Consider the following 26,013-nt stretch of genomic DNA (forward strand, 5'->3'; position numbering starts at 1 on the left):
GAGGGTACTTTCAACTCGATCGGTTCCATGTGGCGAGAGAGATTCGTCAATTGTTCCGAGGTCATGCAAGATATCGGGTGATTCGAAAGAAATTCGCATCATGGGATGAAGAGGGTGTGTTGCGAGAACTCACAAGTGCCATCGGTACGCTAGAACATGAGGAGAAGGAAAAGCAACTCGAGGCGCTTGTTCGTCGAATCGAGGAGATGCCAGGATGTTTGCGTGACTATCGCATATGGCTGAAGGAAAAAGGGATCGACACGACAAACATGAGAGCGATGGGGAGTGCGGAAGGAACGATGCATGTGTTTGCGAAACGAAGTAAAAACGGTCGAAGTTGGAAAGATGCAGGGATTGAAGCAATGTTGCGAGCGATCGCCGCGATAAAAGATACGTTACTCATTCGGACACGCCGTGGGGTGATGTATGGCGTGGAAGAACGAGAAGAAACGAAACGAGAAACGATCGTGAAAAAGGCAATGAAACGCGTCTCATCTCGAATGAAGGAAGTGATTCGGGACAACATTCCGTATTTCCGTCAGTCTTCAGGAACACCGATTTACGAGGTATTACAAGCATTGAAAGGTTTTTAAAAACACAGATATAGGCACATACCTACAGGATAAGAGAGGATAAAAGCGCTTACATGAAACAAGCCTATAAAACCATATATAACCAATAAAATCGGTCGAGAAAAAAATCTCCCACAAAGTCTTGACTCAAACGATCAATTGACATCAGTTGACAATGTGTTTTGATATATGGTATATATGTTAGAGTAAAAGTAAATACTTGTTTGAACACAAGCAGAAGCACCCGCTTCTCACCTGATCGACGCCGCATGGCTGTTAGCAGGTTTCATGACAAAGAAATGTTGTGAGCGAGACGTGTGGGTGTATTATGCCCACACGTTTTTTGTTATGTGCGTTCTGCTTTAACAAACAAGTTTGAAAAAACCGTGGAGGTGGCTAGTTATTAGCAAAGATTTTATTATTAATGAAAACATTCGGGCACGTGAAGTTCGTTTAGTCGATCCAAATGGCGAGCAGCTTGGGATTAAGACGAAGCAAGAAGCGTTAGAAATTGCAGCGCGTTTAAATTTAGATTTAGTGATGGTTGCGCCAAATGCGAAACCGCCAGTATGCCGCATTATGGACTATGGCAAATTCCGCTTCGAGCAACAAAAGAAAGAAAAAGAAGCGCGCAAAAAGCAAAAAGTAATTAACGTAAAAGAAATTCGCTTAAGCCCAACGATCGAAGAACATGACTTCAACACAAAATTGCGCAACGCACGGAAGTTCCTTGAAAAAGGAGATAAAGTAAAAGCGACGATTCGCTTTAAAGGACGTGCGATTACGCATAAAGAAATTGGTCAGCGCGTGCTTGATCGATTTGCTGAGGCGTGCGCGGATATTGGTACGGTTGAGACGGCTCCGAAAATGGACGGCCGCAGCATGTTTTTAGTGCTAGCACCGAAAAACGACAAATAACAAAAGGGAGGAACACCTTATGCCAAAAATGAAAACTCACAAAGGCTCAGCGAAGCGTTTCAAAAAGACAGGAACAGGTCAATTAAAACGTTCACACGCATTCACTAGCCACTTATTTGCAAACAAAACACAAAAACAAAAGCGTAAACTTCGTAAAGCAACGCTTGTATCAAAAGGCGATTTCAAACGCATTCGTCAATTGTTAGATAACGTAAAATAATTTTAGGAGGGAAATGTTATGCCACGTGTAAAAGGCGGTACAGTCACACGCAGACGTCGTAAAAAAATTCTTAAACTTGCAAAAGGATATTTCGGTTCAAAACATCGTTTATATAAAGTTGCAAATCAACAAGTAATGAAATCGTTAATGTATGCGTATCGCGATCGTCGCCAACGCAAACGCGACTTCCGCAAACTTTGGATTACGCGCATTAACGCTGCAGCGCGCATGAACGGTCTTTCTTACAGCCGTTTAATGCACGGATTAAAGCTTGCAGGAATCGAAGTAAACCGCAAAATGCTTGCTGATTTAGCAGTAAACGATGCAGCAGCATTCACACAACTTGCCAACATCGCAAAAGAAAACTTAAACAAATAATAAAGGAAATGACCATTCTCCCTTGAGGGGATGGTCATTTTTTATAAGAGGGGGAGAAAAAATGGATATAAAAAAATTATTTTCTATGCAACGGCAATTAGATGAGCGAATTGAAACGGAGCGTGGTTTGCGCGGTGAACGTTTAGTGGAGCGCAAGTTGTTAGCTCTTCTTGTTGAAATTGGAGAACTTGCGAACGAAACGCGTTGCTTTAAATTTTGGAGTTCGAAGCCGAAAGCGGCAGAAGAAACAATTTTAGAGGAATATGTAGACGGCCTTCATTTTATTTTATCGCTCGGGCTTGATCTTTCGCTTCATGAGCATGTAAAATGGCCGCATGTGCAAGAAAGTCATCCGCTCGTTGAACAGTTTTTACACGTATTTGAAGCCGTTCAGACGTTTCGCGAAAAGATGGATGAACAAGCATACGATCAATTAGTGTATGCGTATGCACAGCTCGGTCATGCGCTTCAATTTAATGCTGAACAAATTGAGAGAGCGTATGTCGCAAAAAACGAAGTGAACCATGAGCGACAAAGTCACAATTATTAACAACTGTCAAAATGTTTAGTATAATGAATGTTGTACATAGAGAGGAGTGACATACGTGAAGAAATTAGATGAAACGTTAACGATGTTGAAAGCGTTAACGGATGCAAAAGGTGTTCCGGGCAATGAACGGGAAGTACGTGAAGTAATGAAATCGTACATCGCTCCATATGCAGATGAAGTCACGACGGATCGTCTCGGTAGCTTAATTGCAAAAAAAGTAGGAAAAGAAAACGGACCAAAAGTGATGATTGCGGGTCACTTAGATGAAGTCGGTTTTATGGTCACCCAAATTGATGAAAAAGGTTTTATTCGTTTCCAACCGCTTGGCGGGTGGTGGGGCCAAGTGATGCTCGCTCAACGCGTGACAATCGTCACAAAACAAGGTGATATTACAGGCATCATCGGCTCAAAACCGCCACATATTTTACCTGCTGAAGCGCGAAGAAAACCGGTGGAAATAAAAGATATGTTTATCGACATCGGAGCTTCTAGCCGTGACGAAGCGCTTGCTTGGGGCGTGCGCCCTGGCGATGCGATTGTGCCATATTTTGAATTTACAGTGATGAACAATGAAAAAATGTTGCTTGCGAAAGCATGGGATAACCGCATCGGTTGTGCGATTGCGATCGATGTGTTGAAACAATTAAAAGACGTCGAGCATCCAAACGTTGTATACGGCGTTGGCACAGTACAAGAAGAAGTCGGCTTGCGCGGTGCACGAACATCTGCTTTTGCGATTGAACCAGATATTGCATTTGCGGTTGATGTTGGTATCGCGGGCGATACGCCGGGCGTGTCAGAAAAAGAGGCGATGGGGAAACTTGGCGCTGGCCCGCATATCGTTTTATACGATGCAACGCTCGTTTCACATAAAGGATTGCGCGAATTTGTCATTCATGTTGCGGAAGAAATGAACATTCCATATCGCTTTGATGTGATGCCAGGTGGCGGAACAGACGCAGGTGCGATCCATATGACAATGCGTGGCGTTCCAGCATTGACAATCTCCATCCCAACACGGTACATTCACTCCCATGCAGCGCTTCTTCATCGTGATGACTACGAACAAACAGTAAAACTATTAGTCGAAGTCATTAAGCGACTGGATGAAGAGAAAGTAAAAGAAATTACGTTTGATTAAAAATAGCCTTCGCATGGAAGGCTATTTTTTTACTGCTTCTTCTAATGTGGCAAGCATCGATTGTTTTTGTTCATCTGTTGCATGATTCCATAATGCTTCAAACAAGACACCAAGACCAGGCAAATATTTTTCTTCCCCTTGTTGAATCGCATCGACGATCGTATGTTCTAACTGGTCTTTTGAGCTGTTTGCGACGTTTGCCATCACGGCACCACGTAAGTTGAAGTCCATTGTTTTCACTCCATTCTTTATGTATTGCGTACGTAGTTTTTGCTATAATGGTAACTACTATTCATTAAAAGAGGAGAGAGAAAGATGGAAAAAGCAACATTTGCTGGAGGTTGTTTTTGGTGCATGGTCACTCCGTTTGAAGAGCTTGATGGCATTTATGGCATCGTTTCTGGATACACCGGCGGTGATGTGGAAAATCCGACATATGAACAAGTGAAAACAGGGACGACAGGGCATTATGAAGCGGTGCAAATTACGTTTGATCCGAGTGTGTTTCCGTACGAAAAATTGTTAGAGTTATATTGGTGTCAAATTGATCCGACGGATGATGGCGGGCAATTTCATGACCGCGGTCCGCAATATCGAACAGCTATTTTTTATCATAATGAGCGACAAAAAACATTAGCGGAGCAATCGAAAAAACAACTAGAAGAAAGTGGACGTTTTTCCAAACCGATTGTCACCAAAATCTTACCTGCGACAACGTTTTATCCAGCAGAAGACTATCATCAAAATTACCATAAAAAAAATCCGAAGCACTATAAAGAAGACCGTGCTGCTTCAGGTCGCGATGAATTTATTGCGAAACATTGGGGGAACAACGAGTGAAACGAATTGAATCACCGAAAAATGAGCGAGTGAAGCAATGGAAAAAACTTTTAACGAAAAAAGAGCGCGACAAAACCGGGCTGTTTCTCATTGAAGGATTTCATTTAGTAGAAGAGGCGGTCAAAAGTGGTGTTCATATCGAAGAACTGATTGTTGCGGAGCATGCGGTCATCCCAGCAAGCTGGGACATTGCCCATATTCCGATGACGATCGTGACCGATGATGTGATGAAAGCAATTAGCGACACGGAAACACCGCAAGGCATCGCAGCGGTATGCAAACAATTGCATTGGAACGTCGACGATGTGCAAACAGCATTGTTCATTGATGCCGTTCAAGATCCAGGGAATGTAGGGACGATCATTCGCACCGCAGATGCCGCAGGAGTAGACGTCGTTGTTGTTGGTGAAGGGAGCGCAGACGTATACAATGCAAAAGTCATTCGTGCGACGCAAGGCTCACTGTTTCATTTTCCTGTTATAAAAGGAGACATCGGACAATGGATGGCTCGCTTTCAAAATGAACATATTCCGATTTATGGCACATCGCTTCAAAATGGGGTAGACTATCGTTCTGTCGCTCCTTCGTCATCATTTGCATTAATTGTTGGCAATGAAGGAAGCGGAGTGAGTGAGCAATGGCTAAAACAGACGACAGCGAATTTATATGTGCCGATTTATGGAAAAGCGGAATCATTAAACGTCGCCATTGCGACAGGCATTTTACTGTATCATTTACAGAAAAAATAAACGTATGTTTGCATGATTACCTTGCACCTGATGGCACATTTGCTTATAATAAATGAAGAATTTCATGATGAAAAGACGATGATCGAGAAGAGTAGCTTGCCGATCGCCATTCAGGGAGAAAACGCCATAGACTGCGAGCGTTTTTATGGTAGAAGCAAGTGAATTCACCTCGGGAGTTGGCGCTTGGACCATTTTGCACATGCAAAATGTAAAGGCGTTCCGGTGGAAGCCGTTATCTGAATGAAGTGAGCTATGCGAACGGCATAGCTAACAAGGGTGGTACCGCGAGTGCACTCGTCCCTTATGTGAGGGGCGAGTTTTTTTTATTTATATAGATCAGAGGAGGGTTTTTATGAAGGAGCGGTTACAACAGCTTCAACAAGAAGCACTTGAAAAAATTGAACAGGCAAACGATTTAAAAGCGCTCAATGACGTGCGCGTCGCATATCTCGGCAAAAAAGGCCCAATTACAGAAGTGCTGCGCGGCATGGGGGCATTGTCTCCTGAAGAGCGTCCTGTGATGGGAGCGCTTGTGAACGAAGTGCGCGAAGCGATTCAAACAGCGCTTGAAGCAAAGCAAACAACGCTTGAACAAGCAGAAGTCGAGAAAAAACTAGCAGCGGAAGCGATTGATGTGACACTTCCAGGACGCCCGATTAGACGCGGGAATCATCATCCGTTGACGCGCGTTATTGAAGAAATTGAAGATTTATTTATCGGCATGGGCTATACGATTGCCGAAGGACCGGAAGTCGAAAAAGACTATTACAACTTTGAAGCGCTCAATTTGCCAAAAGGTCATCCTGCGCGCGATATGCAAGATTCCTTTTATATTACAGAGGAAATTTTATTGCGTACGCATACGTCACCTGTGCAAGCGCGCACGATGGAAAAGCATCAAGGACGCGGTCCGGTAAAAATCATTTGCCCAGGAAAAGTGTATCGCCGCGACAACGACGATGCGACACATTCGCATCAATTTACGCAAATTGAAGGGCTTGTCGTTGATGAACATATTCGCATGAGCGACCTAAAAGGAACGTTGCGCGAGTTTGCTCGCAAAATGTTTGGTGAAGACCGCGACATTCGTTTCCGCCCGAGCTTTTTCCCATTTACTGAGCCGTCGGTCGAAGTTGATGTGTCATGTTTTAATTGCGGCGGACACGGATGCGGAGTATGTAAAGGTACTGGCTGGATTGAAATTTTAGGTGCTGGGATGGTTCATCCGAACGTGCTGGAGATGGCAGGATTTGATTCAAAAAAATATACAGGCTTTGCGTTCGGGATGGGGCCAGAGCGTATTGCGATGTTGAAGTACGGCATTGATGATATTCGTCATTTTTATCAAAACGATGTTCGTTTCTTGCAACAATTTCATCGGGTGTAAAAGGAGGTTGGCATGATGTTTGTTTCATATAAATGGCTACAACAATATGTTGATTTAACAAATATTACGGCAAAAGAATTGGCTGATCGCATCACAAAAGCAGGCATTGAAGTGGAAAGTGTTGAGGTGCGCAATAAAGGAATACAAGGTGTCGTCATCGGACATGTACTTGAGCGCGAACAACATCCGAATGCTGATAAATTAAGCAAATGTTTCGTTGATATCGGTGAAGGAGAGCCGGTGCAAATTATTTGTGGGGCACCGAACGTCGCAAAAGGACAAAAGGTTGCCGTTGCGAAAGTTGGTGCGGTATTGCCTGGCAATTTCAAAATTAAACGCGCCAAATTGCGCGGTGAGGAATCGAACGGCATGATTTGTTCGTTACAAGAACTTGGCGTGGAATCAAAATTAGTGCCGAAAGAATACGCTGATGGCATTTTCGTTTTCCCAAGCGATGCACCGGTCGGAGCTGATGCGTTAGAACTACTTTACTTGGATGACGAAGTGTTAGAACTTAGTTTAACCCCAAACCGTGCCGATTGTTTAAGTATGATTGGCGTTGCTTATGAAGTAGCGGCTATTTTAGGACGGAGCGTGAAGTTGCCGGCAATCGAACTTCACGAAAACAGCGAAAGCGTTTATGATTACATTTCCGTACGCGTCGACGCGCCAGAAGACAATCCGTTATATGCGGGACGTATTGTGAAAAACGTGAAAATTGGTCCATCTCCGCTTTGGATGCAAGCGCGTTTAATGGCAGCCGGCATTCGACCGCATAATAACGTCGTTGATATTACGAACTATATTTTACTTGAGTACGGCCAGCCGCTTCATGCGTTTGATTACGACCGCCTCGGTTCAAAAGAAATTGTCGTTCGCCGCGCGAAAGCAGGTGAAACGATTGTGACGCTCGACGATGTAGAGCGGACGCTGACAGAAGAGCATCTTGTCATTACAAACGGCAAAGAGCCTGTCGCTTTAGCCGGTGTGATGGGCGGCGCGAACTCGGAAGTAAAAAATGACACAACGACCGTGTTTATTGAATCCGCGTATTTCGCAAGCTCGATTGTTCGCCAAGCGGTCAAAGATCATGGGTTGCGCAGCGAGTCGAGCACACGTTTTGAAAAAGGCATCGACCCAGCGCGGACAAAAGAAGCGCTTGACCGCGCGGCGATGTTAATGGCGGAATATGCTGGCGGTGAAGTCGTTGGCGGCGTGGTGGAAGTGAACACACTGCAACGAAAAGAGGTCGTTGTCACGATTACACTAGACCGTATCAATAACGTGCTTGGCACAACCATTACGAAAGAAGAAGTGGCAGGCATTTTAACGAACTTGCAATTTACGTTCACAGAAGATAACGGAACGTTTACGATTGCTGTTCCATCGCGCCGCCGCGATATTGCGATTGAAGAAGACATCATTGAAGAAGTGGCGCGTCTTTATGGCTATGACAACTTGCCAGCAACTCTTCCAGTCGGGGAAGCAAACCCAGGCAAGCTCACACCATACCAAGCAAAGCGTCGTAAAGTACGCCGTTATTTAGAAGATGCGGGCTTGTTCCAAGCAATTACGTACTCGCTCACAAACGAGGCGAAAGCGACGATGTTTGCGCTTGAAACGGCGGAACCGATCCGTCTTGCTCTTCCAATGAGTGAAGAACGAAGCGTCTTACGGCAAAGTTTAGTGCCACACTTGCTAGAAGCTGCAAGCTACAACCGCGCTCGCCAAGTCGAAAACGTAGCGCTATACGAAATCGGTTCGGTATATTTAGCAACGAATGCAAACGAGTTGCCAAACGAAAAAGAGCGGTTAGCCGGCGTCTTGACAGGAGTATGGCATGCGCATGTATGGCAAGGAGAGAAAAAAGCGGTCGACTTCTACGTTGCAAAAGGCATTTTAGACGGTTTATTTGCGCTGCTAGGATTAGAGAACCGCGTGGAATACAAGCAAGCCAAACGCGAGCACCTTCACCCAGGGCGTACAGCAGAAATTTTATTAGATCATAAGACAATCGGTTTTGTCGGTCAGCTTCATCCGGTCGTACAAAAAGAATTTGATTTAAAAGAAACGTATGTGTTTGAACTGGACATTGAAGCGTTACTGAAAGCGGAAGTAGATGACATTCGCTATACAGCGATTCCGCGCTTCCCATCCATTACGCGCGATATTGCGCTCGTCGTCGATGAGCATATTGTTGCGGGTGAGTTGCAAAAAGCAATTATTGCCGCGGGCGGAGAACTATTAAAAGACGTATCGATTTTCGACGTCTATAAAGGAGACCGCCTTCCTGAAGGCAAAAAATCAATTGCCTTTGCACTCCGTTACTACGACCCAGCGCGGACATTAACAGATGAAGAAGTAACAAACGTTCATGAACAAGTGATCAAAGCGGTCGAACAACAATTCGGCGCCACATTGCGCGGATAAAACGAATCCCCCATCTGATGCATAAGCATAGGATGGGGGTTTTTATGTCCTCATCGAATGGATGAGGGCGTTTTTGGCTAGTCCGCCAAAATTGGCGGGGTTCCGACACAAGTTGGCGGTGAAAGAGAGAGAAAATGGAGGTATAATGAGGTTGAATAGGTAAAATATATAAGGATGGTTAAAATGGAGTTTCTATACCTAATTACTCTACCGATAATTGGTTCTTTGTGGTTTTTAAATTTCACGATTTTTTTTAAAAGATTAAACAGCAATGGAAATACACGCAATCAAACAATATTAGGTGTTCTGTTAACCTTTATTTTTATTTTTGTATTTGCGTACGGTTACTTGGCAACACATTACTGAATAGTTACTTTTAATTCATTAACCCGTGGTGTTAGTTGAAGCAACACGGGAATTTTATTGAAATTTTTTAATATATTTTTACGATTGAATTAAAAAACAGAACCATATCATCGATCCCTTCATCATTGACTGTTTTGTATTTCATAGTTATATTATTAAATAGTTAAACAGTTGAACTATTTTGACAGGAGGCATGAAGTGTTGGAGAGAAGCATACAACAATTGATTGAGCGCTATTTGTCCGTTTCGTTTCTCGTGAATAAACGAGGGGCGGCGCTGATGAAATGTGAGTTAGATGATGTGACGCCCGATCAATATTATTTATTGCGCTACATATATAAGCGAGGAGTGTGCACATCAACGGAATTGGCGGACGTGTTTGCGGTGAATAAAAGCGCCATTACTGCGATGACAAATCGTCTTGTTGAAAAAGGAATGATTGAACGAGGGAGAGGGGGAGACGACCGTCGTGTTATTGCGCTTTCGCTGACGGAAAAGGGAAGGAAATGGCTTGAAGAAACAGAACAAAACGTGTATGAACTTGTGGAAGCAATTATGACGAAACTTTCACATGAAGAAATTGAACAGTTTATTCAAACGTATGAAAAGCTAGCGATGATTTTACAAGAAATGGGGGAAAGCAAATGAAAGCGATCATTCGCGGAAAGTGGGCCGTTTTGCTTCTTTGGATGTTAGCAGCCGTCGTACTGATGATGACTGCACCGAATATGGGGGAACTTGTGCGCGAAAAGGGGCAAATTACCGTTCCAGACGGCTACTCGTCTTCGCTTGCTAGCGAGCTACTAAAAGAAGTACAAAAACAAGAAAAGAAAGAAGGGGAAATGAGCGCTGTTCTCGTATTTCATCGAAAAGATCGCTTGCAAGATGAAGATTGGAAAGAAATCGAGAAAGCTGTAGAGCAACTGAAGGCGAAAAAAGAATCGCTCGGTTTAATGCAAATCGTTTCGCCACTTGATGATCGCACGCTAAAAGAAAAGCTCGTTTCAAAAGATGAAACAACGGCACTCATTTCGCTTCAATTAGAACGAAACAAACGTACAGCAAAAGAAATAAGCACAGCGCTTTATGAGGCGATCGAGCATATTGATGTGCCGCACTATTACACAGGTAGTTGGATGATTGATGAAGATGTTGTACAAAGTTCACAAGAAGGGTTGAAAAAAACAGAAGGCATTACTGTTGTTTTTATTTTAGTTGTGTTATTTCTCGTATTCCGTTCGCTCGTCGCTCCATTTGTGCCGTTGTTAACGGTCGGATTGACGTATGTTGTGTCGCAATCGATTGTCGCTTTTCTCGTCGACCGCGTCGATTTTCCGCTTTCTACATTTACCCAAACGTTTTTAGTCGCCGTTTTATTCGGGATTGGCACAGACTATTGCATTTTATTGCTTAGCCGTTTTAAAGAAGAACTAGCGAAACGAGAAGACCGGACAGAAGCGATTATTGCGACATATAAAACAGCAGGAAAAACGGTTATTTTTAGCGGATTGGCGGTGATGATCGGCTTCGCATCGATTGGATTATCGACGTTTAAATTGTATCAGTCCGCCTCCGCCGTTGCGGTTGGTGTCGTTGTGTTACTTGTTGCGCTTGTTACGCTTGTGCCGTTTTTTATGACTACACTTGGCGAAAAGCTGTTTTGGCCAATGAAAGGTGCACTTGAACATAAGCCGAGCAAATTATGGGATGTGGCAGGTCGCTTTTCTTTCGCACGACCACTATGGGCGCTCGTGATCGTAGCTATCATTACGTTGCCGATTTTATTTACGTATGACAGCAAACTTTCTTTTAACTCGATGGCGGAAATTGGAGATCGTTATCCTTCCGTCAAAGCGTTCAACATCATTTCTTCTCACTTTAGCGAAGGGGAAGCGATGCCTACGAAAATCGTCATGAAAAACGACGAAGCGATGAATGACGAGCAATATTACTACTTAATTGAAAAAATTAGCCGTGAAGTTGTAAATATTGATGGTGTGGACGCTGTTCGTTCGGTGACGCGCCCACTTGGAGAGCCGATCGATCAATTGTTTGTGACAAAGCAAGCGGAACAGTTAAAAGATGGATTAGGAAAAGGAGCAGACGGCATCGGACAAATTCGTTCCGGTTTAAGCGAAGCGAGCAGTGAAATGGCCAAGTCAGCCCCGAAACTAGAGCAGGCAACGGGCGGCATTCGTGAACTCGTCAACGGAACGACGAAGTTGAAAACGGGAATGAACGATTTACAACAAGCATTGAAGCAATTAGAAGATGGCGTGCGAAGTGGAGCGCTCGGTGCGGCTGATTTAGAAAAAGGATTGCAGACGATACAAATGAATATGAAAAAGCTGCATGATGGAGCGAATGAGTTACGAAACGGATATGAGCAAGCAACGAGCGGATTGCGTCAACTAAGCGAACAATATAAACAAATGGAAGCAGGACTTACTGCGATTGCCAAACAATTGCCTCTTCTTTCTCAGTCGCTGAATCGTATGGAAGAACGGCATGCGAGTTTGCGTGAAGACGCGGAGTATGCACATGTGAAGCAAGCGATTGAGCAAATCAGTGTGCAAATGAATACACTCTCTTATACGTTTGTTCAAGTGAATGATGCGCTACAACGAATTCAACTCGGTTTGCAACAAGCGAATGAATCGTTTGCGACAGTAACAAATGGACAACAGGCGCTCGTGAATGGAATGGATGAAGTCATCGTTGGACTCGGAAAGCTTCGATTAGGATTAGAGCAAGCGGCAGATGGCCAAGGACAAATTGTTCAACGACTGCCAGAAGTGACAAATGGACTAGCGAAAGTAAATGAAGGACAACAGCAATTGCTTACAGGTTTTTCACAACTCAATGGTCAAATGGATCAACTCATCTCGGGATTAAATCAAAGCGTCGATGGATTGCGACAAGTAGAAAATGGACTACAGTCTGCAAAGCAGTACGTTTCTGACTTAGCGAATGCACCAGATGAAGAAATGGCAGGGTGGTATATGCCGCCACAATTGTTAACGAGCGAGGAATTTGCTCAAGCAAAGGAAGCGTATATGTCGAAAGACGGAAAAGTAGTGACGTTCGACGTTGTTTTTTCGTCCAATCCATATGAAACAGAAACGATGGAAAAAATCGCAGAAGTGAAAGAAGCGATCGCTCGGGCAGTGAACGGTACGAAACTTGAACATGCGAAAGTAGGCGTTGGTGGCGTGACAAGCATATACTCAGATTTACGCGACGTTTCTGCCGACGATTATGCGCGCACGTCATTATTTATGCTTATAGGGATTGCGATTATTTTAATTGTTCTCCTTCGTTCGTTCATTATGCCGGCGTACTTAATGTTATCGCTTATTTTAACGTATTATACGTCGATGGCATTCACCGAACTTGTATTTGTCAATATGCTTGGATATGAAGGAGTGAACTGGGCTGTTCCGTTTTTTGCGTTCGTTATTTTAATGGCGCTTGGCATTGACTATAGCATTTTCTTAATGGATCGCTTTAATGAATATCGCGACAAAACTGTTCAAGAAGCGATGCTTGAAGCGATGCGTCACATGGGAACAGTCATTATTTCCGCAGCGGTCATTTTAGGAGGAACGTTTGCGGCGATGTATCCATCAGGTGTGCTATCATTATTGCAAATTGCGACGATTATTTTAACAGGCCTTTTCTTATATGCGCTGATCGTTTTGCCGTTATTTATTCCGGTGATGGCGAAAACGTTTGGACGGGCGAATTGGTGGCCATTTATGAAGTAAGAGCGGGTGTCGATGCCCGCTTTTTTTGTGATATAATGTAAAAAATAGTTTCTGCAGTGAAACGAAGTGAGAAAAATGAATATGTCTGAACTAAACGATTGGATTTTTTCACGCAAAGGAAATGTGGAACGAGATATGTTACATCGTTGAAGAAACAACAAAAGCATGACTTTTGTTGTTGGGTAGCTGTCAACCTGCCCGGATGCAACCCAAAATGAAGGAAGGAGGATGCTGTCCGCTTGCACTTCTGGGGAGTTGCAAGCCCACGATTTTAGTCGTTGGGTAGTTGATATATCTGCAAGTCGTGGTAAGATAAAAGGTAGAATTTTGCCGAAACGGGAGATCGGATGAATGGGGGAAACGGTTTGAAGGAGCAGCAAAAAACGCGCATTACAGTAGATATATACGGGCAACAATATTCGATCGTCGGAACAGAAAGTTCAAGTCACATTCGTCTCGTTGCGTCAATTGTTGATGACAAAATGCGTGAAATTAGTGCGAAAAATCCGACGCTTGATACGAGTAAGCTCGCCGTACTAACGGCTGTCAATATCGTTCATGAATATATTAAACTAAAAGATGAATACGATCGTCTTTTGCGAAAAATGAATAAAGAAAAGGATGATGACAGCGATGATTGATTTGCTCATTTGTTTCATCCTTCTCATGGGTCTAATGATTGGATTGAAACGAGGATTTATTTTGCAATTTATTCATATGACAGGTTTTTTTATCGCGTTTATCGTTGCGTATAAATATTACGACCAACTAGCGCCACGGCTGAAGTTGTGGGTGCCGTATCCGAGCTTCGGCGATGGTGAGGCGATGAAATTGCTCATTGAAAGCACCAATTTAGATGAAGCATATTATCGTGCGATTGCCTTTGCTGTTTTGTTTTTTGTTACGAAAATCGTGATGCAAGTGATCGGTTCAATGTTAGACTTCGTCGCACAGTTGCCGCTTTTAAAAAGCGTAAACTGTTGGGCAGGCGGGGCGCTTGGATTTATGGAAGTGTATTTGCTTTTATTCGTGCTTTTATACGTGAGTGCCCTTGTTCCTGTGGCTGCGATTCAACAACCGCTCCACGACTCATTTATCGCTAGTTTAATCGTCAAGCATACACCGATTTTATCCGACTTTGTGAAGCATATGCTCGTGCAATATATGGCGTAAAAACTTCTCCGTTTGAGAGAAGTTTTTTCGTCGAAAGGAAGGGAATAAAATGGAAAAAAGTAAAAAAGAAGCGATTCGTTTGCTTGAAACAATCGCTTTATATATGGAGATCAAAGGAGAAAATCCGTTTAAAGTGTCCGCCTTTCGCAAAGCAGCTTCAGCGTTAGAACGGGATGAACGTGCCTTAACAGATATTGCTGATTTTACATCGATTGCAGGCATTGGGAAAGGAACAGCAGCCGTTTTACAACAATGGTTACAGACAGGAACGAGCGATGTGCTTGAACAGTTAAAAAAAGAAATTCCTGAAGGATTGTTTCCGCTTTTAAAATTGCCGGGACTTGGCGGGAAAAAAATTGCTAAGCTGTATCATGAGTTACGCGTGACCGATATCGAAACATTAAAAGAGGCATGTTTAGCTCAACGCGTGCGACAATTAAGCGGTTTTGGCGCAAAAACAGAAGAAAACATTTTAGCTGCGCTCGCTAATCTCCATGCGCGCCCTGAGCGGTTGCCGATTGCGTTTATGCTTGAAGTGGCTTTAGATGTCGAACGTCAGCTTGCGAAGATGGAAGGGATTGTTCAGCTTTCGCGGGCGGGCAGTTTGCGCCGTGTATGCGAGACGATAAAAGATTTAGATTTTATTATTGCAACAAACGATGATTCGCTTGTTCGTGAGCAGTTGTTGCAACTTGAACATATTCATGACGTTGTTGCAAACGGTGAAACGAAAGTATCGTTGCAGTTAACGTATGAGTATGTTGTCAATGTTGATTTCCGCATCGTTTCTCCTGAACATTTTGCTACGACGCTTCATCATTTTACTGGTTCAAAAGATCATAATGTGCGCATGCGTCAGTTAGCGAAAGAACGTGGTGAAAAAATTAGCGAGTACGGCGTCGAGCATATACAAACAGGTGAAGTGAAAACATTTGCGACAGAAGAGCAATTTTTTGCTCATTTTCATTTGCCGTTTATTCCTCCAGAACTGCGTGAAAGTGGACAAGAAGTCGATGCATATGATGGGACGCCGCTCCTTTCTTTATCCGATATACGCGGCGATTTACATATGCATACGACATGGAGCGACGGTGCGTTTTCGATTCAACAAATGGCGGAAGCATGCCGTAAAAAAGGGTATCGTTATATGGCGATTACCGATCATTCGCAGTTTTTAAAAGTAGCAAATGGGTTAACTGTCGAACGATTAAAACGGCAACAAGAAGAAATTGCTCGCCTGAACGAACAATACGATGACTTTGTTATTTTATCTGGCATTGAAATGGATATTTTACCAGATGGAACGTTAGATTTTTCTGATGATATATTACAAACTGTTGATTTTGTTATCGCTTCCATTCATTCCGCTTTTTCACAACCAGAAGAAACGATAATGAAACGTCTAAAAGAAGCGCTAATGAATCCATACGTTCATATGATTGCTCATCCGACTGGACGGTTAATTGGCGAGCGAAGCGGATACGCTGTAAACATAGAACAATTGTTACAGCTTGCGAAAGAAACAAATACGGTGCTAGAACTAAATGCTAATCCACATCGCCTCGATTTAACGTACACCTATTTACAAAAAGCGCAACAGCTTGGTGTCAAAATTGCGATTAACACGGATGCACACAATATTCGTATGTTGGATGATATGGAACTCGGTGTTGCATTCGCACGTAAAGGGTGGATTCGCAAAGAAACGGTCATAAATACATGGGATGTCGACCAACTCATGTCTTTTTTGCGAAAATAAACAGCAGGAGGGTTACTTTGTGCACGTAAAAACGTTACACATTGTTGAGTTTGATAAAGTAAAAGCACAACTTGCGGAATATGCGTCTTCCTCGTTAGGAAAAGAAAAAGTTGTGGCGCTTATGCCGTCATCATCTGTTGAGGAAGTTGTGCGTTGGCAAGAAGAAACAGATGAAGCAGCAACGGTTCTTCGTTTGCGCGGTCACGTGCCGCTAGGTGGCATATTTGATGTACGTCCACAAACGAAGCGTGCAAGCATCGGGGGAACGCTTAGCCCACATGAACTTCTTGATATCGCAAGCACGATGCGAGCAGCACGGCAGTTGAAAAAATTTTTAGAAGGGACCGAGGCAGAGCTTCCGCATATGATGGCATATGCCGAGCAAATCGTTCCGCTTGTTGAGCTTGAGCAACATATATATCGTTGTATTGATGAAAGCGGGGAAGTGCTTGATGAAGCAAGCGATCGGCTTCGTTCGTTGCGCCACCAACTACGCACGATTGAAGGGCGAGTGCGCGATAAGTTAGAAAGTATTATTCGCTCATCATCGGCTCAAAAAACATTGTCTGATGCGATAATTACGATTCGTAACGATCGGTACGTCATTCCGGTCAAACAAGAATATCGCCATACGTATGGCGGCATTGTACACGATCAGTCCTCATCGGGCGCGACGTTATTTATTGAACCGCAATCGGTTGTAGAATTAAACAATGAACTGCAACAATTGCGTGTCAAAGAAAAACAAGAAATTGAACGGATTTTAAGTGAATTATCTGCCTCTGTGGGAGAGCAGGCGACAACGATTGTTGAAAACGTGGCATTGCTCGCACAGCTTGACTTTTTGTTCGCTAAGGCAAAATACGCTAAAGCGATCAAAGCAACGAAGCCAGCGATCAATGAGCGTGGATATATTCGCCTCATTCAAGCTCGTCATCCGCTTATTCCACCTGATCAAGTCGTTCCAAACGATATTGAACTAGGGAGCGACTATACGACAATGGTAATTACAGGACCGAATACAGGAGGAAAAACGGTCACGTTAAAAACGATTGGCTTGTTTACTGTCATGGCGCAAGCTGGATTGCAAGTACCCGCTTTAGACGGATCGCAGCTGGCCGTATTTCGTTCGGTGTATGCCGATATTGGAGATGAGCAATCGATTGAACAAAGTTTAAGTACGTTTTCTTCTCATATGGTCAATATTGTTGAGATTTTAAAACAGGTGGACGAGCATAGCCTCGTTTTATTTGATGAGCTTGGTGCAGGAACGGATCCACAAGAAGGTGCAGCGTTAGCCATTGCTATTTTAGATGAAGTGCATAACCGTGGTGCGCGAGTGGTAGCGACAACGCACTACCCTGAATTAAAAGCATATGGCTATAATCGTCGTGGTGTGATAAATGCAAGTGTTGAATTTGACATCGAAACGTTAAGTCCGACGTATAAACTATTGATCGGTATTCCTGGTCGAAGCAATGCGCTTGATATTTCTCGACGGCTCGGATTAGATGAACATATTATTGCGCGCGCACGAACGTATATTAGTGCGGAAAACAATGAAGTCGAAAATATGATTGCTTCTCTAGAGCAAAGCAAAAAGCGGGCAGAAGAAGAGTGGGAGCAAGCAGAAAAACTTCGTCAAGAAGCGGAACAGCTGCGAAACGAATTACAACAGCAGTGGAACGAATGGCATGAACAACGCGATCATTTGCTAGAAAAAGCGAAAGAAGAAGCAGAATTCATTGTGAAAAAAGCGATGAAAACCGCAGAAGAAGTCATTCAAAACCTTCGCGAGATGCAAAAACAACAAGCGATCGCGATGAAAGAACATGAACTCATCGCTGCGCGTAAAAAGCTAGAAGAAGCTATACCGCAAATCGACACGAAAAAGAAAAAGCGAGTGCAAAAAGAAAAGCAACCTTTACAACCTGGTGATGAAGTGAAAGTCACTCATCTCAATCAAAAAGGGCAGTTAATTGAGAAAGTATCCGATAAAGAGTGGCTTGTGCAAATCGGTATTTTAAAAATGAAAGTGGATGAAGAAAATTTGCAGTATGTAAGCAGTCCAACACCAATGGAGACAAAGCCGATTGCGACGGTGAAAGGACGCGATTATCACGTTCCGCTTGAGCTAGATTTGCGTGGTGAACGATATGAAGATGCGTTGCTTCGCGTTGAAAAATATATTGATGACGCAGTATTAGCAGGATACCCACGCGTGTCCATTATTCACGGAAAAGGAACAGGCGCACTTCGAAAAGGAGTGCAACAATATTTGCAAAATCATCGTTCGGTGAAAAGCATTCGGTTTGGTGAAGCGACCGAAGGGGGAACAGGCGTCACCATTGTCGAATTACAGTGACGGGAGGAACTATGAGCGCTTTTTGGGAAAATGAGATGATTCATATTGCTGCCAATTTTAGTGTCGTCATTTTATGTTTAGTTTTATTTTTAGCCATTTTTGAGCTTGTGACGAAATATAAAAATTGGGAAGAAATTAAAAAAGGAAATATGGCGGTAGCGATGGCGACAGGCGGAAAAATATTTGGTATTGCGAATATTTTTCGTTATTCAATCGATCATCACGATTCACTGTTAACGATGATCGGTTGGGGGATTTATGGCTTTGTCTTGTTGTTAGTCGGTTATTTTATTTATGAGTTTTTAACACCGAAGTTTAACATTGACGACGAAATTGCCAACGATAATCGCGCGGTAGGATTTATTTCGATGGTCATTTCTATCGGTTTGTCGTTTGTCATCGGAGCAAGTATACGGTGAGAGGAGAAAGAAATGGAAACGTTAGCGAAAGTATTGCTTGTATTGTGCGGTGTGTTTTTGCTTATAGGTGTCATATACCTCACATTTTTTGCATAAAAGGTGTCAGTAGGCACCTTTTTATTTTTTGATACAAAAATTTCAGAAAATATTATAAAATATAAATAATCTTATAGAAAAAGGGGGAAACAAAATGGAGAAGCCATGGCTAGCGTTATATCCTCAGCAAGTTCCTCATTCGATTGATTATCCGCGCAAGCCGTTGCAACAATTTTTGCAAGAAGCAGCGGAGCAGTTTCCGCACAAAACAGCGATTCACTTTTTAGGAAAGGAGTTGACGTACAAAGAAATATATGAGCAAGCATTGAAGTTGGCGTCGTATTTACAGCAGCTCGGTTTAGAAAAAGGCGATCGCGTATCGATTATGTTGCCAAACTGCCCTCAAGCGGTCATTAGCTATTATGCCGTTTTGTTTGCAGGTGGCATTGTTGTACAAACAAATCCGCTATACACCGAACGGGAGTTGCAATATCAGTTAAATGACAGCGGTGCAAAAATCATTATTGCTCTTGATTTACTTTATCCGAGAATCATAAAAGTGAAAGCGCATACAAATGTTGAACATATGATCATTACAAGCATAAAAGATTATTTGCCGTTTCCGAAAAACGTATTATATCCGTTTGTACAAAAGAAACAAACAGGAATGATTGTGCGCGTCAAACATGAAGGGGATTGCCATTTATTTACGAAAGCATTATCGCTAGCAAGTGGAAAAGTACAAAAAGTGGATGTTCATCCGATCGAAGATGTTGCGCTGCTTCAATATACAGGGGGGACGACAGGATTTCCGAAAGCAGCGATGCTTACACATTATAATTTAACAGCGAATACGCTCATGTGCGCGAAATGGATGTATAAATGTGAACGTGGCAACGAATCGATTCTCGGAGTGCTTCCGTTTTTCCACGTATACGGGATGACTGCGGTCATGAACTTATCCATTATGGAAGGATATAAAATGATTTTATTGCCAAAGTTTGATGTCGAAACGACGTTAAAAACGATCGAAAAACAGCGACCAACGCTATTTCCGGGCGCGCCAACGATTTACATCGCGCTACTGAACCACCCGAGTTTGGAAAAATATGACTTATCATCGATTAAAATATGCATTAGCGGTTCAGCTCCACTTCCAGTTGAAGTGCAAGAACAATTCGAAACGGTAACAGGCGGAAAAATTATTGAAGGATACGGTTTAACAGAAGCCTCTCCGGTGACGCATTCTAATTTTATTTGGGATGGAAAACGAATCAAAGGAAGTATCGGTGTGCCTTGGCCAGATACAGAGGCGATGATCGTTTCATTGGAAACGGGCGAACGAGCAAATGTGAATGAAATCGGAGAAATTGTTGTTCGTGGACCGCAAGTGATGAAAGGATATTGGAATCGTCCAGAAGAAACGGCTGCGACGCTTCGGGACGGATGGTTATATACAGGTGACTTAGGCTATATGAACGATGAAGGATATTTCTTTGTTGTAGACCGGAAAAAAGATATGATTATTGCAAGCGGTTATAACGTATATCCGCGCGAAGTAGAAGAAGTGTTGTATGAACATCCGAAAGTGCAAGAAGCGGTCGTCATTGGTGTACCTGATGCTTATCGCGGTGAAACGGTAAAAGCGTTTATTGTGCTGAAAGAAGGGGAACAGTGCACGGAAGAAGAGCTTGACCAATTTATGAGAAGTAAATTGGCGGCATATAAAGTGCCACGCATTTATGAATTTAGAAAAGAATTGCCAAAAACAGCAGTCGGGAAAATATTGCGCCGTGCGCTTGTTGAAGAAGAAAAAGAAAAGCAAAAATAACCTTTGTACGTTTTTTCTTGACACGCTTTTGGCCTCTCTTTAAAATAAAAATATGAATGATTGTTCATTCATATTTTTGAAAGGGAGAATGCAAAGTTGAAACGCGATAAACCGAAGTTTAAACAAATTATTGATGCAGCTGTGATCGTCATTGCTGAAAACGGCTACCATCAAGCTCAAGTCTCAAAAATTGCGAAACAAGCAGGTGTAGCGGATGGTACAATCTACTTGTATTTTAAAAATAAAGAAGATATTTTAATTTCGTTGTTTCAAGAAAAAATGGGCTATTTCATTGAAAAAATTGAAGAAGAAATAGAAGGAATTTCGAGTCCGTCGGAGAAATTGTTCTTGTTGATTCAAAAACATTTTCAAATGTTAGCGGCAGATCCGCATTTAGCAATCGTTACCCAATTGGAACTTCGCCAATCGAATAAATCGTTACGTCTGAAAATTAATGAAATTTTGAAAGGATATTTAAAAGTAGTTGATCGCATTGTACAAGAAGGGATTGACAAAGGGGAATTTCGTTCAGATTTAGACGTACGCCTTACGCGTCAAATGATTTTCGGAACCATTGACGAAATGGTGACAACGTGGGTAATGAATGAGCAAAAATATGATCTTGTCGCATTAGCAAAGCCGGTTCATCAATTGGTAACGAAAGGTTGTTGTGTATAAACAACAACCTTCCGATATATACGAAGGAGGGGGAACATGTTTTCCGTTCAACAAGAGGGGTATGTGACGATTTTGACATTTCATCGCCCGCCAGCCAATGCCTTAGCCTCTTCTGTTTTGAAAGAGCTTTCAGAACGGCTTGATGCATTAAAAGAAGATGATCAAGTACGCGTGATTGTTCTTCATGGGGAAGGAAGATTTTTCTCAGCTGGTGCGGATATTAAAGAATTTACAGCGATTGATGCGAGCGAACAAGCAGCTGAACTCGCTCGTGCAGGGCAACAAGTGATGGAGAAGATTGAACAGTTTCCGAAACCGATTATTGCGGCCATTCACGGTGCTGCACTTGGTGGAGGGTTAGAGTTGGCTATGAGTTGCCATCTGCGCATCGTATCTGAAACGGCCAAACTTGGTTTGCCAGAATTACAGCTTGGCATTATTCCTGGATTTGCAGGTACGCAGCGTTTGTTACGCCATGTCGGTATGGCAAAAGCGTTAGAAATGATGTGGACAAGCGAACCGATGACAGGAGTAGAAGCGGTTCAATGGGGGCTAGCAAATCAAGCGGTGCCAGAAGAACAGTTGCTTCATACAGCAAAGCAACTTGCACAAAAAATTGCACAAAAGAGCCCGATTTCTGTTCAAGCGGTATTGCAGCTTGTTAATGAGGCAAGAACAAAAACGTTCCACGAATGTGTGGAAAAAGAGGCGCAGCTTTTTGGGCAAGTATTTGTCACGGAAGATGCGAAAGAAGGCATTTCTGCATTTATTGAGAAACGGACACCACAGTTCCGAGGAAAATAAGAGGGGGAGAGAAACATGAATATTTTCGTATTAATGAAACGTACGTTTGATACGGAAGAAAAAATTGTGATTCAAAATGGGAAAGTAAGTGAAGAAGGTGCGGAATTTATCATTAATCCGTACGATGAATATGCAATTGAAGAAGCTATTCAAGTACGCGATCAACACGGTGGAGAAGTGACAGTCGTTACAGTTGGAAACGAAGATGCGGAAAAAGAGCTTCGCACAGCGCTTGCGATGGGAGCAGATAAAGCGGTGCTTATTAACATTGAAGATGATGTAGAAAACCGCGATCAATATACAACGGCAAAAGTGCTTGCGGAATATTTAAAAGATAAAGAAGCTGATTTAATTTTAGCAGGAAATGTAGCGATTGACGGTGGTTCCGGTCAAGTTGGCCCACGCGTTGCGGAATTGTTAGGCATTCCTTATGTAACAACAATTACGAAATTAGAAATTGATGGAAGTAATGTGAAAGTGGTGCGCGATGTTGAAGGGGACGAAGAAGTGATTGAAACATCGTTACCGTTATTAGTGACGGCACAACAAGGTTTAAATGAACCACGTTATCCATCATTGCCGGGGATTATGAAAGCGAAAAAGAAACCGCTTGAGGAATTAGAGCTTGATGATTTGGATTTAGAAGAAGATGATGTCGAAGCGAAAACGAAAACAATTGAAATCTTTTTGCCGCCGAAAAAAGAAGCGGGGAAAATTTTACAAGGGGACATTTCGGAGCAAGTAAAAGAACTCGTTTCACTTCTTCATACAGAAGCAAAAGTTATTTAATAGGGGGATGGGGATTATGGCAAGAAAAGTGTTAACATTAGCAGAAGTGCGCGACGGAGCGTTGCGCAACGTATCGTTTGAAGCAATTGCTGCGGCGAAAACGATCGCGGAAGGCGGAGAGGTTGTTTCTGTCGTTGTCGGAGCGAGCGTTCGCTCATTAGCGAATGAACTCATTGCTTACGGTGCAGACCGTGTCATTGTTGTCGAGCATGAAAAATTAGCGGCTTATACACCAGACGGGTATGCTCAAGCATTGCAAGCGGTTGTCGAGCAAGAGAAGCCAGAAGGAATTGTATTCGGACATACAGCGCTTGGAAAAGATTTATCGCCAAAACTTGCTGCAAAATGGCAGTCTGGGCTTGTGTCCGATGTTGTTGCTGTTGAAGAAACGGGAGGAAATATCGTCTTTACGAGACCAATTTATTCTGGTAAAGCGTTCGAAAAGAAAATTGTTACAGACGGTTTCATGTTTGTTACCGTTCGTCCGAATAACATTGCTCCACTTGAGAAAGATGAAACGCGCACAGGTGCAGTTGTTGACGTGCAAGTAGATATAAAAGATTTACGCACAATCGTTCGTGATGTTGTACGAAAAACAGCGGAAGGTGTCGATTTGTCAGAAGCGAAGGTGATTGTTGCTGGGGGCCGTGGCGTCAAAAGTGCCGAAGGATTCGAGCCGTTGAAAGAGTTAGCCAACTTGCTTGGCGGTGCGGTTGGGGCATCGCGTGGAGCATGCGATGCAGGATATTGCGATTATTCTCTTCAAATCGGTCAAACGGGAAAAGTCGTTACGCCAGACTTATATATTGCATGCGGCATTTCTGGGGCTATCCAACATTTAGCAGGTATGTCTAACTCGAAAGTAATCGTAGCGATTAATAAAGATCCAGAAGCAAATATTTTCAAAGTAGCAGACTACGGCATCGTCGGTGACTTATTTGAAGTCGTTCCGCTTTTAATTGAGGAGTTTAAAAAATTAAAAGTACATTCATAAGGCAGAGCATGATGCTTTGCCTTTTCTTTTCAGCATATTTTTTGACGACAAGGAAATAGTAGAAGCGAAGCAAAAGATTGGCGTAATGAATACGTTCAATGGTATACTATGTGCATGGAACTGAAATGTTTAAGGAGGAATGAAACATGGCAATTGTAAATGCAACAGATCAAACGTTTGTGAATGAAGTAAAAGAAGGAGTTGTGCTCGTTGACTTTTGGGCACCTTGGTGCGGACCTTGCAAAATGATTGCACCTGTATTAGAAGAAGTAGACCGCGAACTTGGCGGCAAAGTGAAGGTCGTGAAAGTAAACGTCGATGACAACCCAGAAACAGCTGGTAAATTTGGCGTTATGAGCATCCCAACGTTATTTGTCTTTAAAAACGGCGAAGTTGTCGACAAAACGGTTGGTTTCCAACCAAAAGAAGCGCTTGTTGGTCTTTTAAGCAAACATTTATAATCGACACGCCTCGGAGAAATCCGAGGCATTTTTTTTGAAATTTTATATTGACATTGAAAATCGTTCTCTACTATAATGATAACGGTTAATGATAATCGTTATCAAAAAAAGGGGGATACATACGAAATGAAAAAACGTCAATTAAAAGCTGTATTTGCCATGTTTTTATTAGCAGGTGGAGTGCTTGCAGGTTGCGGACAACAAAAAACAGAAACGACAGAGAAAAAGGAAGAAACAAAAGTAGAGGAAAAACAAGAAGAGCAACAAGCTGAAACCGAGCAAGCAGAAGAGCAAGTAAACGTTCAAACGTTCATTGATGCTTATAAAGCGATCAAAGCTGAAACAGAAAAGGCGAAAGAAGGACAACCAGTTGATTGGAGCCTTGTAGAAAAAACATATACAGAGCAACTGCAAAAGCCAATTAACGAACTAGATGGTACATTTGCTCAAACGATTGAAGCAGCGATTCAAGGTGGAAAAAGTGGAGAGCTAAATGTACATCCAGCGCGCCAAATTGTAGATAAAGTGACGCAGTCATATTTTTATCAGTTGCAAAAGAAATTGCAAAAAGACGTTGTAGCTGCACTTGAAGCTGGCGACCAACAAAAAGCGACAACATTGTTCGAACAAATTAAGTTGCTAGCAGCGGAAATTTTCGTCCCAACAGCGATGAAACGTGATGAATATTATCAATTAACAGGAGAATCTAGCCTTGAACAAAGCATTAACGCTGGTTTAGCAGCACAAGAAGAAGCGTTAAAAGCAAACAACGTAGATGATTTTAAAGTGTACATTCAGTTAACGGATAAGTCGATTTATCGTAGCTACTATTTAGCATCAAAATCATATGCTGAAAAAATTGAAGCTGGTGTCAAAGAAGGAAAGGCAGAAGATGAGCTAAAAGGTCAACAAGCTGAAGCATGGGGCTTTTTACAAGCGATCAAAGGCTCTTTAGCTGAAGGAGATGAAGCTGCGACAACTCGCTTAGATGAAATTTTATCATTAAATAATGACTACAAAAACATTAAAGCAGAAGAAGTAGGTGCATTATATGCAAAAGCGTTGTTTGGCAAAATGAAAGGCTATCATGAAAAAGCACCGGCACAGTTAGACGAAAATAACGTTGTCGAAGCAAAAGCAAAAGCGTTAGAAGGAAACATGTTCTTAAAAGCGATTGAATTAGATGTGAAAGCAAAATTAGGTGAACAAAAAGCTGCAGAAGTGTTTGCTACGGCAGAAAAATGGTACAACGCTATTGCAGAGAACAAAAAAGATGAGGCAGCTCAACATAGCAAAGCTGTGCTTGATGCTGTTGGTGCGATCATTGAATAAATAAAAGAGCCGCGCATACCACGCGGCTTTTTTATTGTGATACAATAGTAGCGC

25 protein-coding genes and 2 other annotated features are annotated in these 26,013 nt (G+C 42.7%); of the genes, 24 read left to right on the plus strand and 1 reads right to left on the minus strand.

What is annotated here, in order from left to right; translation table 11 throughout:
- From EKC99_RS01705 to EKC99_RS01730, 6 genes are all read left to right on the plus strand, one after another.
- Positions 1 to 593: UPF0236 family transposase-like protein (locus tag EKC99_RS01705; protein ID WP_205597784.1), on the plus strand; the 593-nt coding region annotated here is incomplete at its 5' end.
- Between the two features lie 205 nt (positions 594 to 798).
- Positions 799 to 922, plus strand: a sequence feature (ribosomal protein L20 leader region).
- Between the two features lie 25 nt (positions 923 to 947).
- Positions 948 to 1,490: a translation initiation factor IF-3 gene (gene infC, locus EKC99_RS01710; RefSeq protein WP_006323512.1), complete on the plus strand. Its 543-nt coding sequence runs from the start codon at positions 948 to 950 to the stop codon at positions 1,488 to 1,490.
- A 19-nt stretch (positions 1,491 to 1,509) separates the two neighbouring features.
- Positions 1,510 to 1,710: a 50S ribosomal protein L35 gene (gene rpmI / locus EKC99_RS01715; RefSeq protein WP_003397838.1), complete on the plus strand. Its 201-nt coding sequence runs from the start codon at positions 1,510 to 1,512 to the stop codon at positions 1,708 to 1,710.
- Between the two features lie 18 nt (positions 1,711 to 1,728).
- A complete protein-coding gene (gene rplT, locus EKC99_RS01720) occupies positions 1,729 to 2,088 on the plus strand; it encodes a 50S ribosomal protein L20 (protein WP_003397837.1) in 360 nt (119 codons plus the stop codon).
- Positions 2,089 to 2,149: 61 nt separating this feature from the next.
- Positions 2,150 to 2,638, plus strand: a complete 489-nt coding sequence (locus tag EKC99_RS01725; protein WP_042534776.1) for a dUTP diphosphatase — start codon at positions 2,150 to 2,152, stop codon at positions 2,636 to 2,638.
- A 55-nt stretch (positions 2,639 to 2,693) separates the two neighbouring features.
- Entirely contained in the window at positions 2,694 to 3,779 is a 1,086-nt protein-coding gene (locus tag EKC99_RS01730) for a M42 family metallopeptidase (RefSeq protein ID WP_009361818.1), read from the plus strand.
- Positions 3,780 to 3,800: 21 nt separating this feature from the next.
- On the opposite strand, the gene sspI is transcribed toward EKC99_RS01730, so the two are convergent.
- Entirely contained in the window at positions 3,801 to 4,010 is a 210-nt protein-coding gene (gene sspI / locus EKC99_RS01735; protein ID WP_019416728.1) for a small acid-soluble spore protein SspI, read from the minus strand.
- Between the two features lie 84 nt (positions 4,011 to 4,094).
- On the opposite strand from sspI, the gene msrA reads away from it, so the two are divergent.
- The 18 genes from msrA (at position 4,095) to EKC99_RS01825 (ending at position 25,959) form a co-directional block, all read left to right on the plus strand.
- Positions 4,095 to 4,619, plus strand: a complete 525-nt coding sequence (msrA, locus tag EKC99_RS01740; protein ID WP_026011504.1) for a peptide-methionine (S)-S-oxide reductase MsrA — start codon at positions 4,095 to 4,097, stop codon at positions 4,617 to 4,619.
- Positions 4,616 to 5,368 carry a TrmH family RNA methyltransferase gene (locus EKC99_RS01745; protein ID WP_163150194.1) on the plus strand — a complete coding sequence of 251 codons (753 nt, stop codon included), beginning with the start codon at positions 4,616 to 4,618 and terminating at the stop codon, positions 5,366 to 5,368. Before msrA ends, EKC99_RS01745 begins: the two co-directional genes overlap by 4 nt.
- Before the next feature lie 69 nt (positions 5,369 to 5,437).
- Positions 5,438 to 5,673: a binding site (T-box leader), on the plus strand.
- Positions 5,674 to 5,720: 47 nt separating this feature from the next.
- The gene (gene pheS / locus EKC99_RS01750) at positions 5,721 to 6,755 is read left to right on the plus strand and encodes a phenylalanine--tRNA ligase subunit alpha (RefSeq protein ID WP_163150197.1); all 1,035 of its coding nucleotides are present in this window, start codon (positions 5,721 to 5,723) and stop codon (positions 6,753 to 6,755) included.
- Positions 6,756 to 6,770: 15 nt separating this feature from the next.
- Entirely contained in the window at positions 6,771 to 9,185 is a 2,415-nt protein-coding gene (gene pheT, locus EKC99_RS01755) for a phenylalanine--tRNA ligase subunit beta (protein WP_163150305.1), read from the plus strand.
- 567 nt (positions 9,186 to 9,752) lie between these two features.
- A complete protein-coding gene (locus EKC99_RS01760; RefSeq protein ID WP_305147653.1) occupies positions 9,753 to 10,199 on the plus strand; it encodes a MarR family winged helix-turn-helix transcriptional regulator in 447 nt (148 codons plus the stop codon).
- Positions 10,196 to 13,318: an efflux RND transporter permease subunit gene (locus tag EKC99_RS01765; protein WP_163150203.1), complete on the plus strand. Its 3,123-nt coding sequence runs from the start codon at positions 10,196 to 10,198 to the stop codon at positions 13,316 to 13,318. The genes EKC99_RS01760 and EKC99_RS01765 overlap by 4 nt, the downstream gene beginning before the upstream one ends.
- Positions 13,319 to 13,683: 365 nt before the next feature.
- Positions 13,684 to 13,959 (plus strand): cell division protein ZapA, encoded by a 276-nt coding sequence (gene zapA / locus EKC99_RS01770; protein ID WP_026011506.1) that lies wholly within the window; start codon positions 13,684 to 13,686, stop codon positions 13,957 to 13,959.
- Positions 13,952 to 14,491 carry a CvpA family protein gene (locus tag EKC99_RS01775; RefSeq protein ID WP_163150206.1) on the plus strand — a complete coding sequence of 180 codons (540 nt, stop codon included), beginning with the start codon at positions 13,952 to 13,954 and terminating at the stop codon, positions 14,489 to 14,491. The genes zapA and EKC99_RS01775 overlap by 8 nt, the downstream gene beginning before the upstream one ends.
- A 49-nt stretch (positions 14,492 to 14,540) precedes the next feature.
- Entirely contained in the window at positions 14,541 to 16,250 is a 1,710-nt protein-coding gene (polX, locus tag EKC99_RS01780; protein ID WP_163150209.1) for a DNA polymerase/3'-5' exonuclease PolX, read from the plus strand.
- Between the two features lie 19 nt (positions 16,251 to 16,269).
- Positions 16,270 to 18,615 carry an endonuclease MutS2 gene (locus EKC99_RS01785; protein WP_026011507.1) on the plus strand — a complete coding sequence of 782 codons (2,346 nt, stop codon included), beginning with the start codon at positions 16,270 to 16,272 and terminating at the stop codon, positions 18,613 to 18,615.
- A gap of 11 nt (positions 18,616 to 18,626) precedes the next feature.
- Complete coding sequence (locus tag EKC99_RS01790) at positions 18,627 to 19,034, plus strand: DUF350 domain-containing protein (RefSeq protein WP_009361806.1); 408 nt, start codon at positions 18,627 to 18,629, stop codon at positions 19,032 to 19,034.
- Positions 19,035 to 19,224: 190 nt separating this feature from the next.
- Positions 19,225 to 20,901, plus strand: coding sequence for a long-chain-fatty-acid--CoA ligase (locus EKC99_RS01795; RefSeq protein ID WP_163150212.1), 1,677 nt, complete (start codon positions 19,225 to 19,227; stop codon positions 20,899 to 20,901).
- Positions 20,902 to 20,997: 96 nt separating this feature from the next.
- Positions 20,998 to 21,579, plus strand: a complete 582-nt coding sequence (locus EKC99_RS01800; RefSeq protein ID WP_009361804.1) for a fatty acid metabolism transcriptional regulator FadR — start codon at positions 20,998 to 21,000, stop codon at positions 21,577 to 21,579.
- Positions 21,580 to 21,615: 36 nt separating this feature from the next.
- Positions 21,616 to 22,383: an enoyl-CoA hydratase gene (locus EKC99_RS01805; RefSeq protein WP_009361803.1), complete on the plus strand. Its 768-nt coding sequence runs from the start codon at positions 21,616 to 21,618 to the stop codon at positions 22,381 to 22,383.
- A 15-nt stretch (positions 22,384 to 22,398) separates the two neighbouring features.
- Entirely contained in the window at positions 22,399 to 23,172 is a 774-nt protein-coding gene (locus EKC99_RS01810; protein ID WP_009361802.1) for an electron transfer flavoprotein subunit beta/FixA family protein, read from the plus strand.
- Positions 23,173 to 23,188: 16 nt separating this feature from the next.
- Positions 23,189 to 24,166 (plus strand): electron transfer flavoprotein subunit alpha/FixB family protein, encoded by a 978-nt coding sequence (locus EKC99_RS01815; protein ID WP_026011508.1) that lies wholly within the window; start codon positions 23,189 to 23,191, stop codon positions 24,164 to 24,166.
- Positions 24,167 to 24,312: 146 nt separating this feature from the next.
- Positions 24,313 to 24,627 (plus strand): thioredoxin, encoded by a 315-nt coding sequence (gene trxA / locus EKC99_RS01820; RefSeq protein ID WP_009361800.1) that lies wholly within the window; start codon positions 24,313 to 24,315, stop codon positions 24,625 to 24,627.
- 126 nt (positions 24,628 to 24,753) lie between these two features.
- The gene (locus EKC99_RS01825; RefSeq protein ID WP_163150215.1) at positions 24,754 to 25,959 is read left to right on the plus strand and encodes a hypothetical protein; all 1,206 of its coding nucleotides are present in this window, start codon (positions 24,754 to 24,756) and stop codon (positions 25,957 to 25,959) included.
- The last annotated feature ends 54 nt before the right edge of the window (positions 25,960 to 26,013 follow it).

It is taken from the genome of Anoxybacillus sp. MB8 (assembly GCF_011006755.1).
Classification (GTDB): Bacteria; Bacillota; Bacilli; order Bacillales; family Anoxybacillaceae; genus Anoxybacillus; species Anoxybacillus gonensis.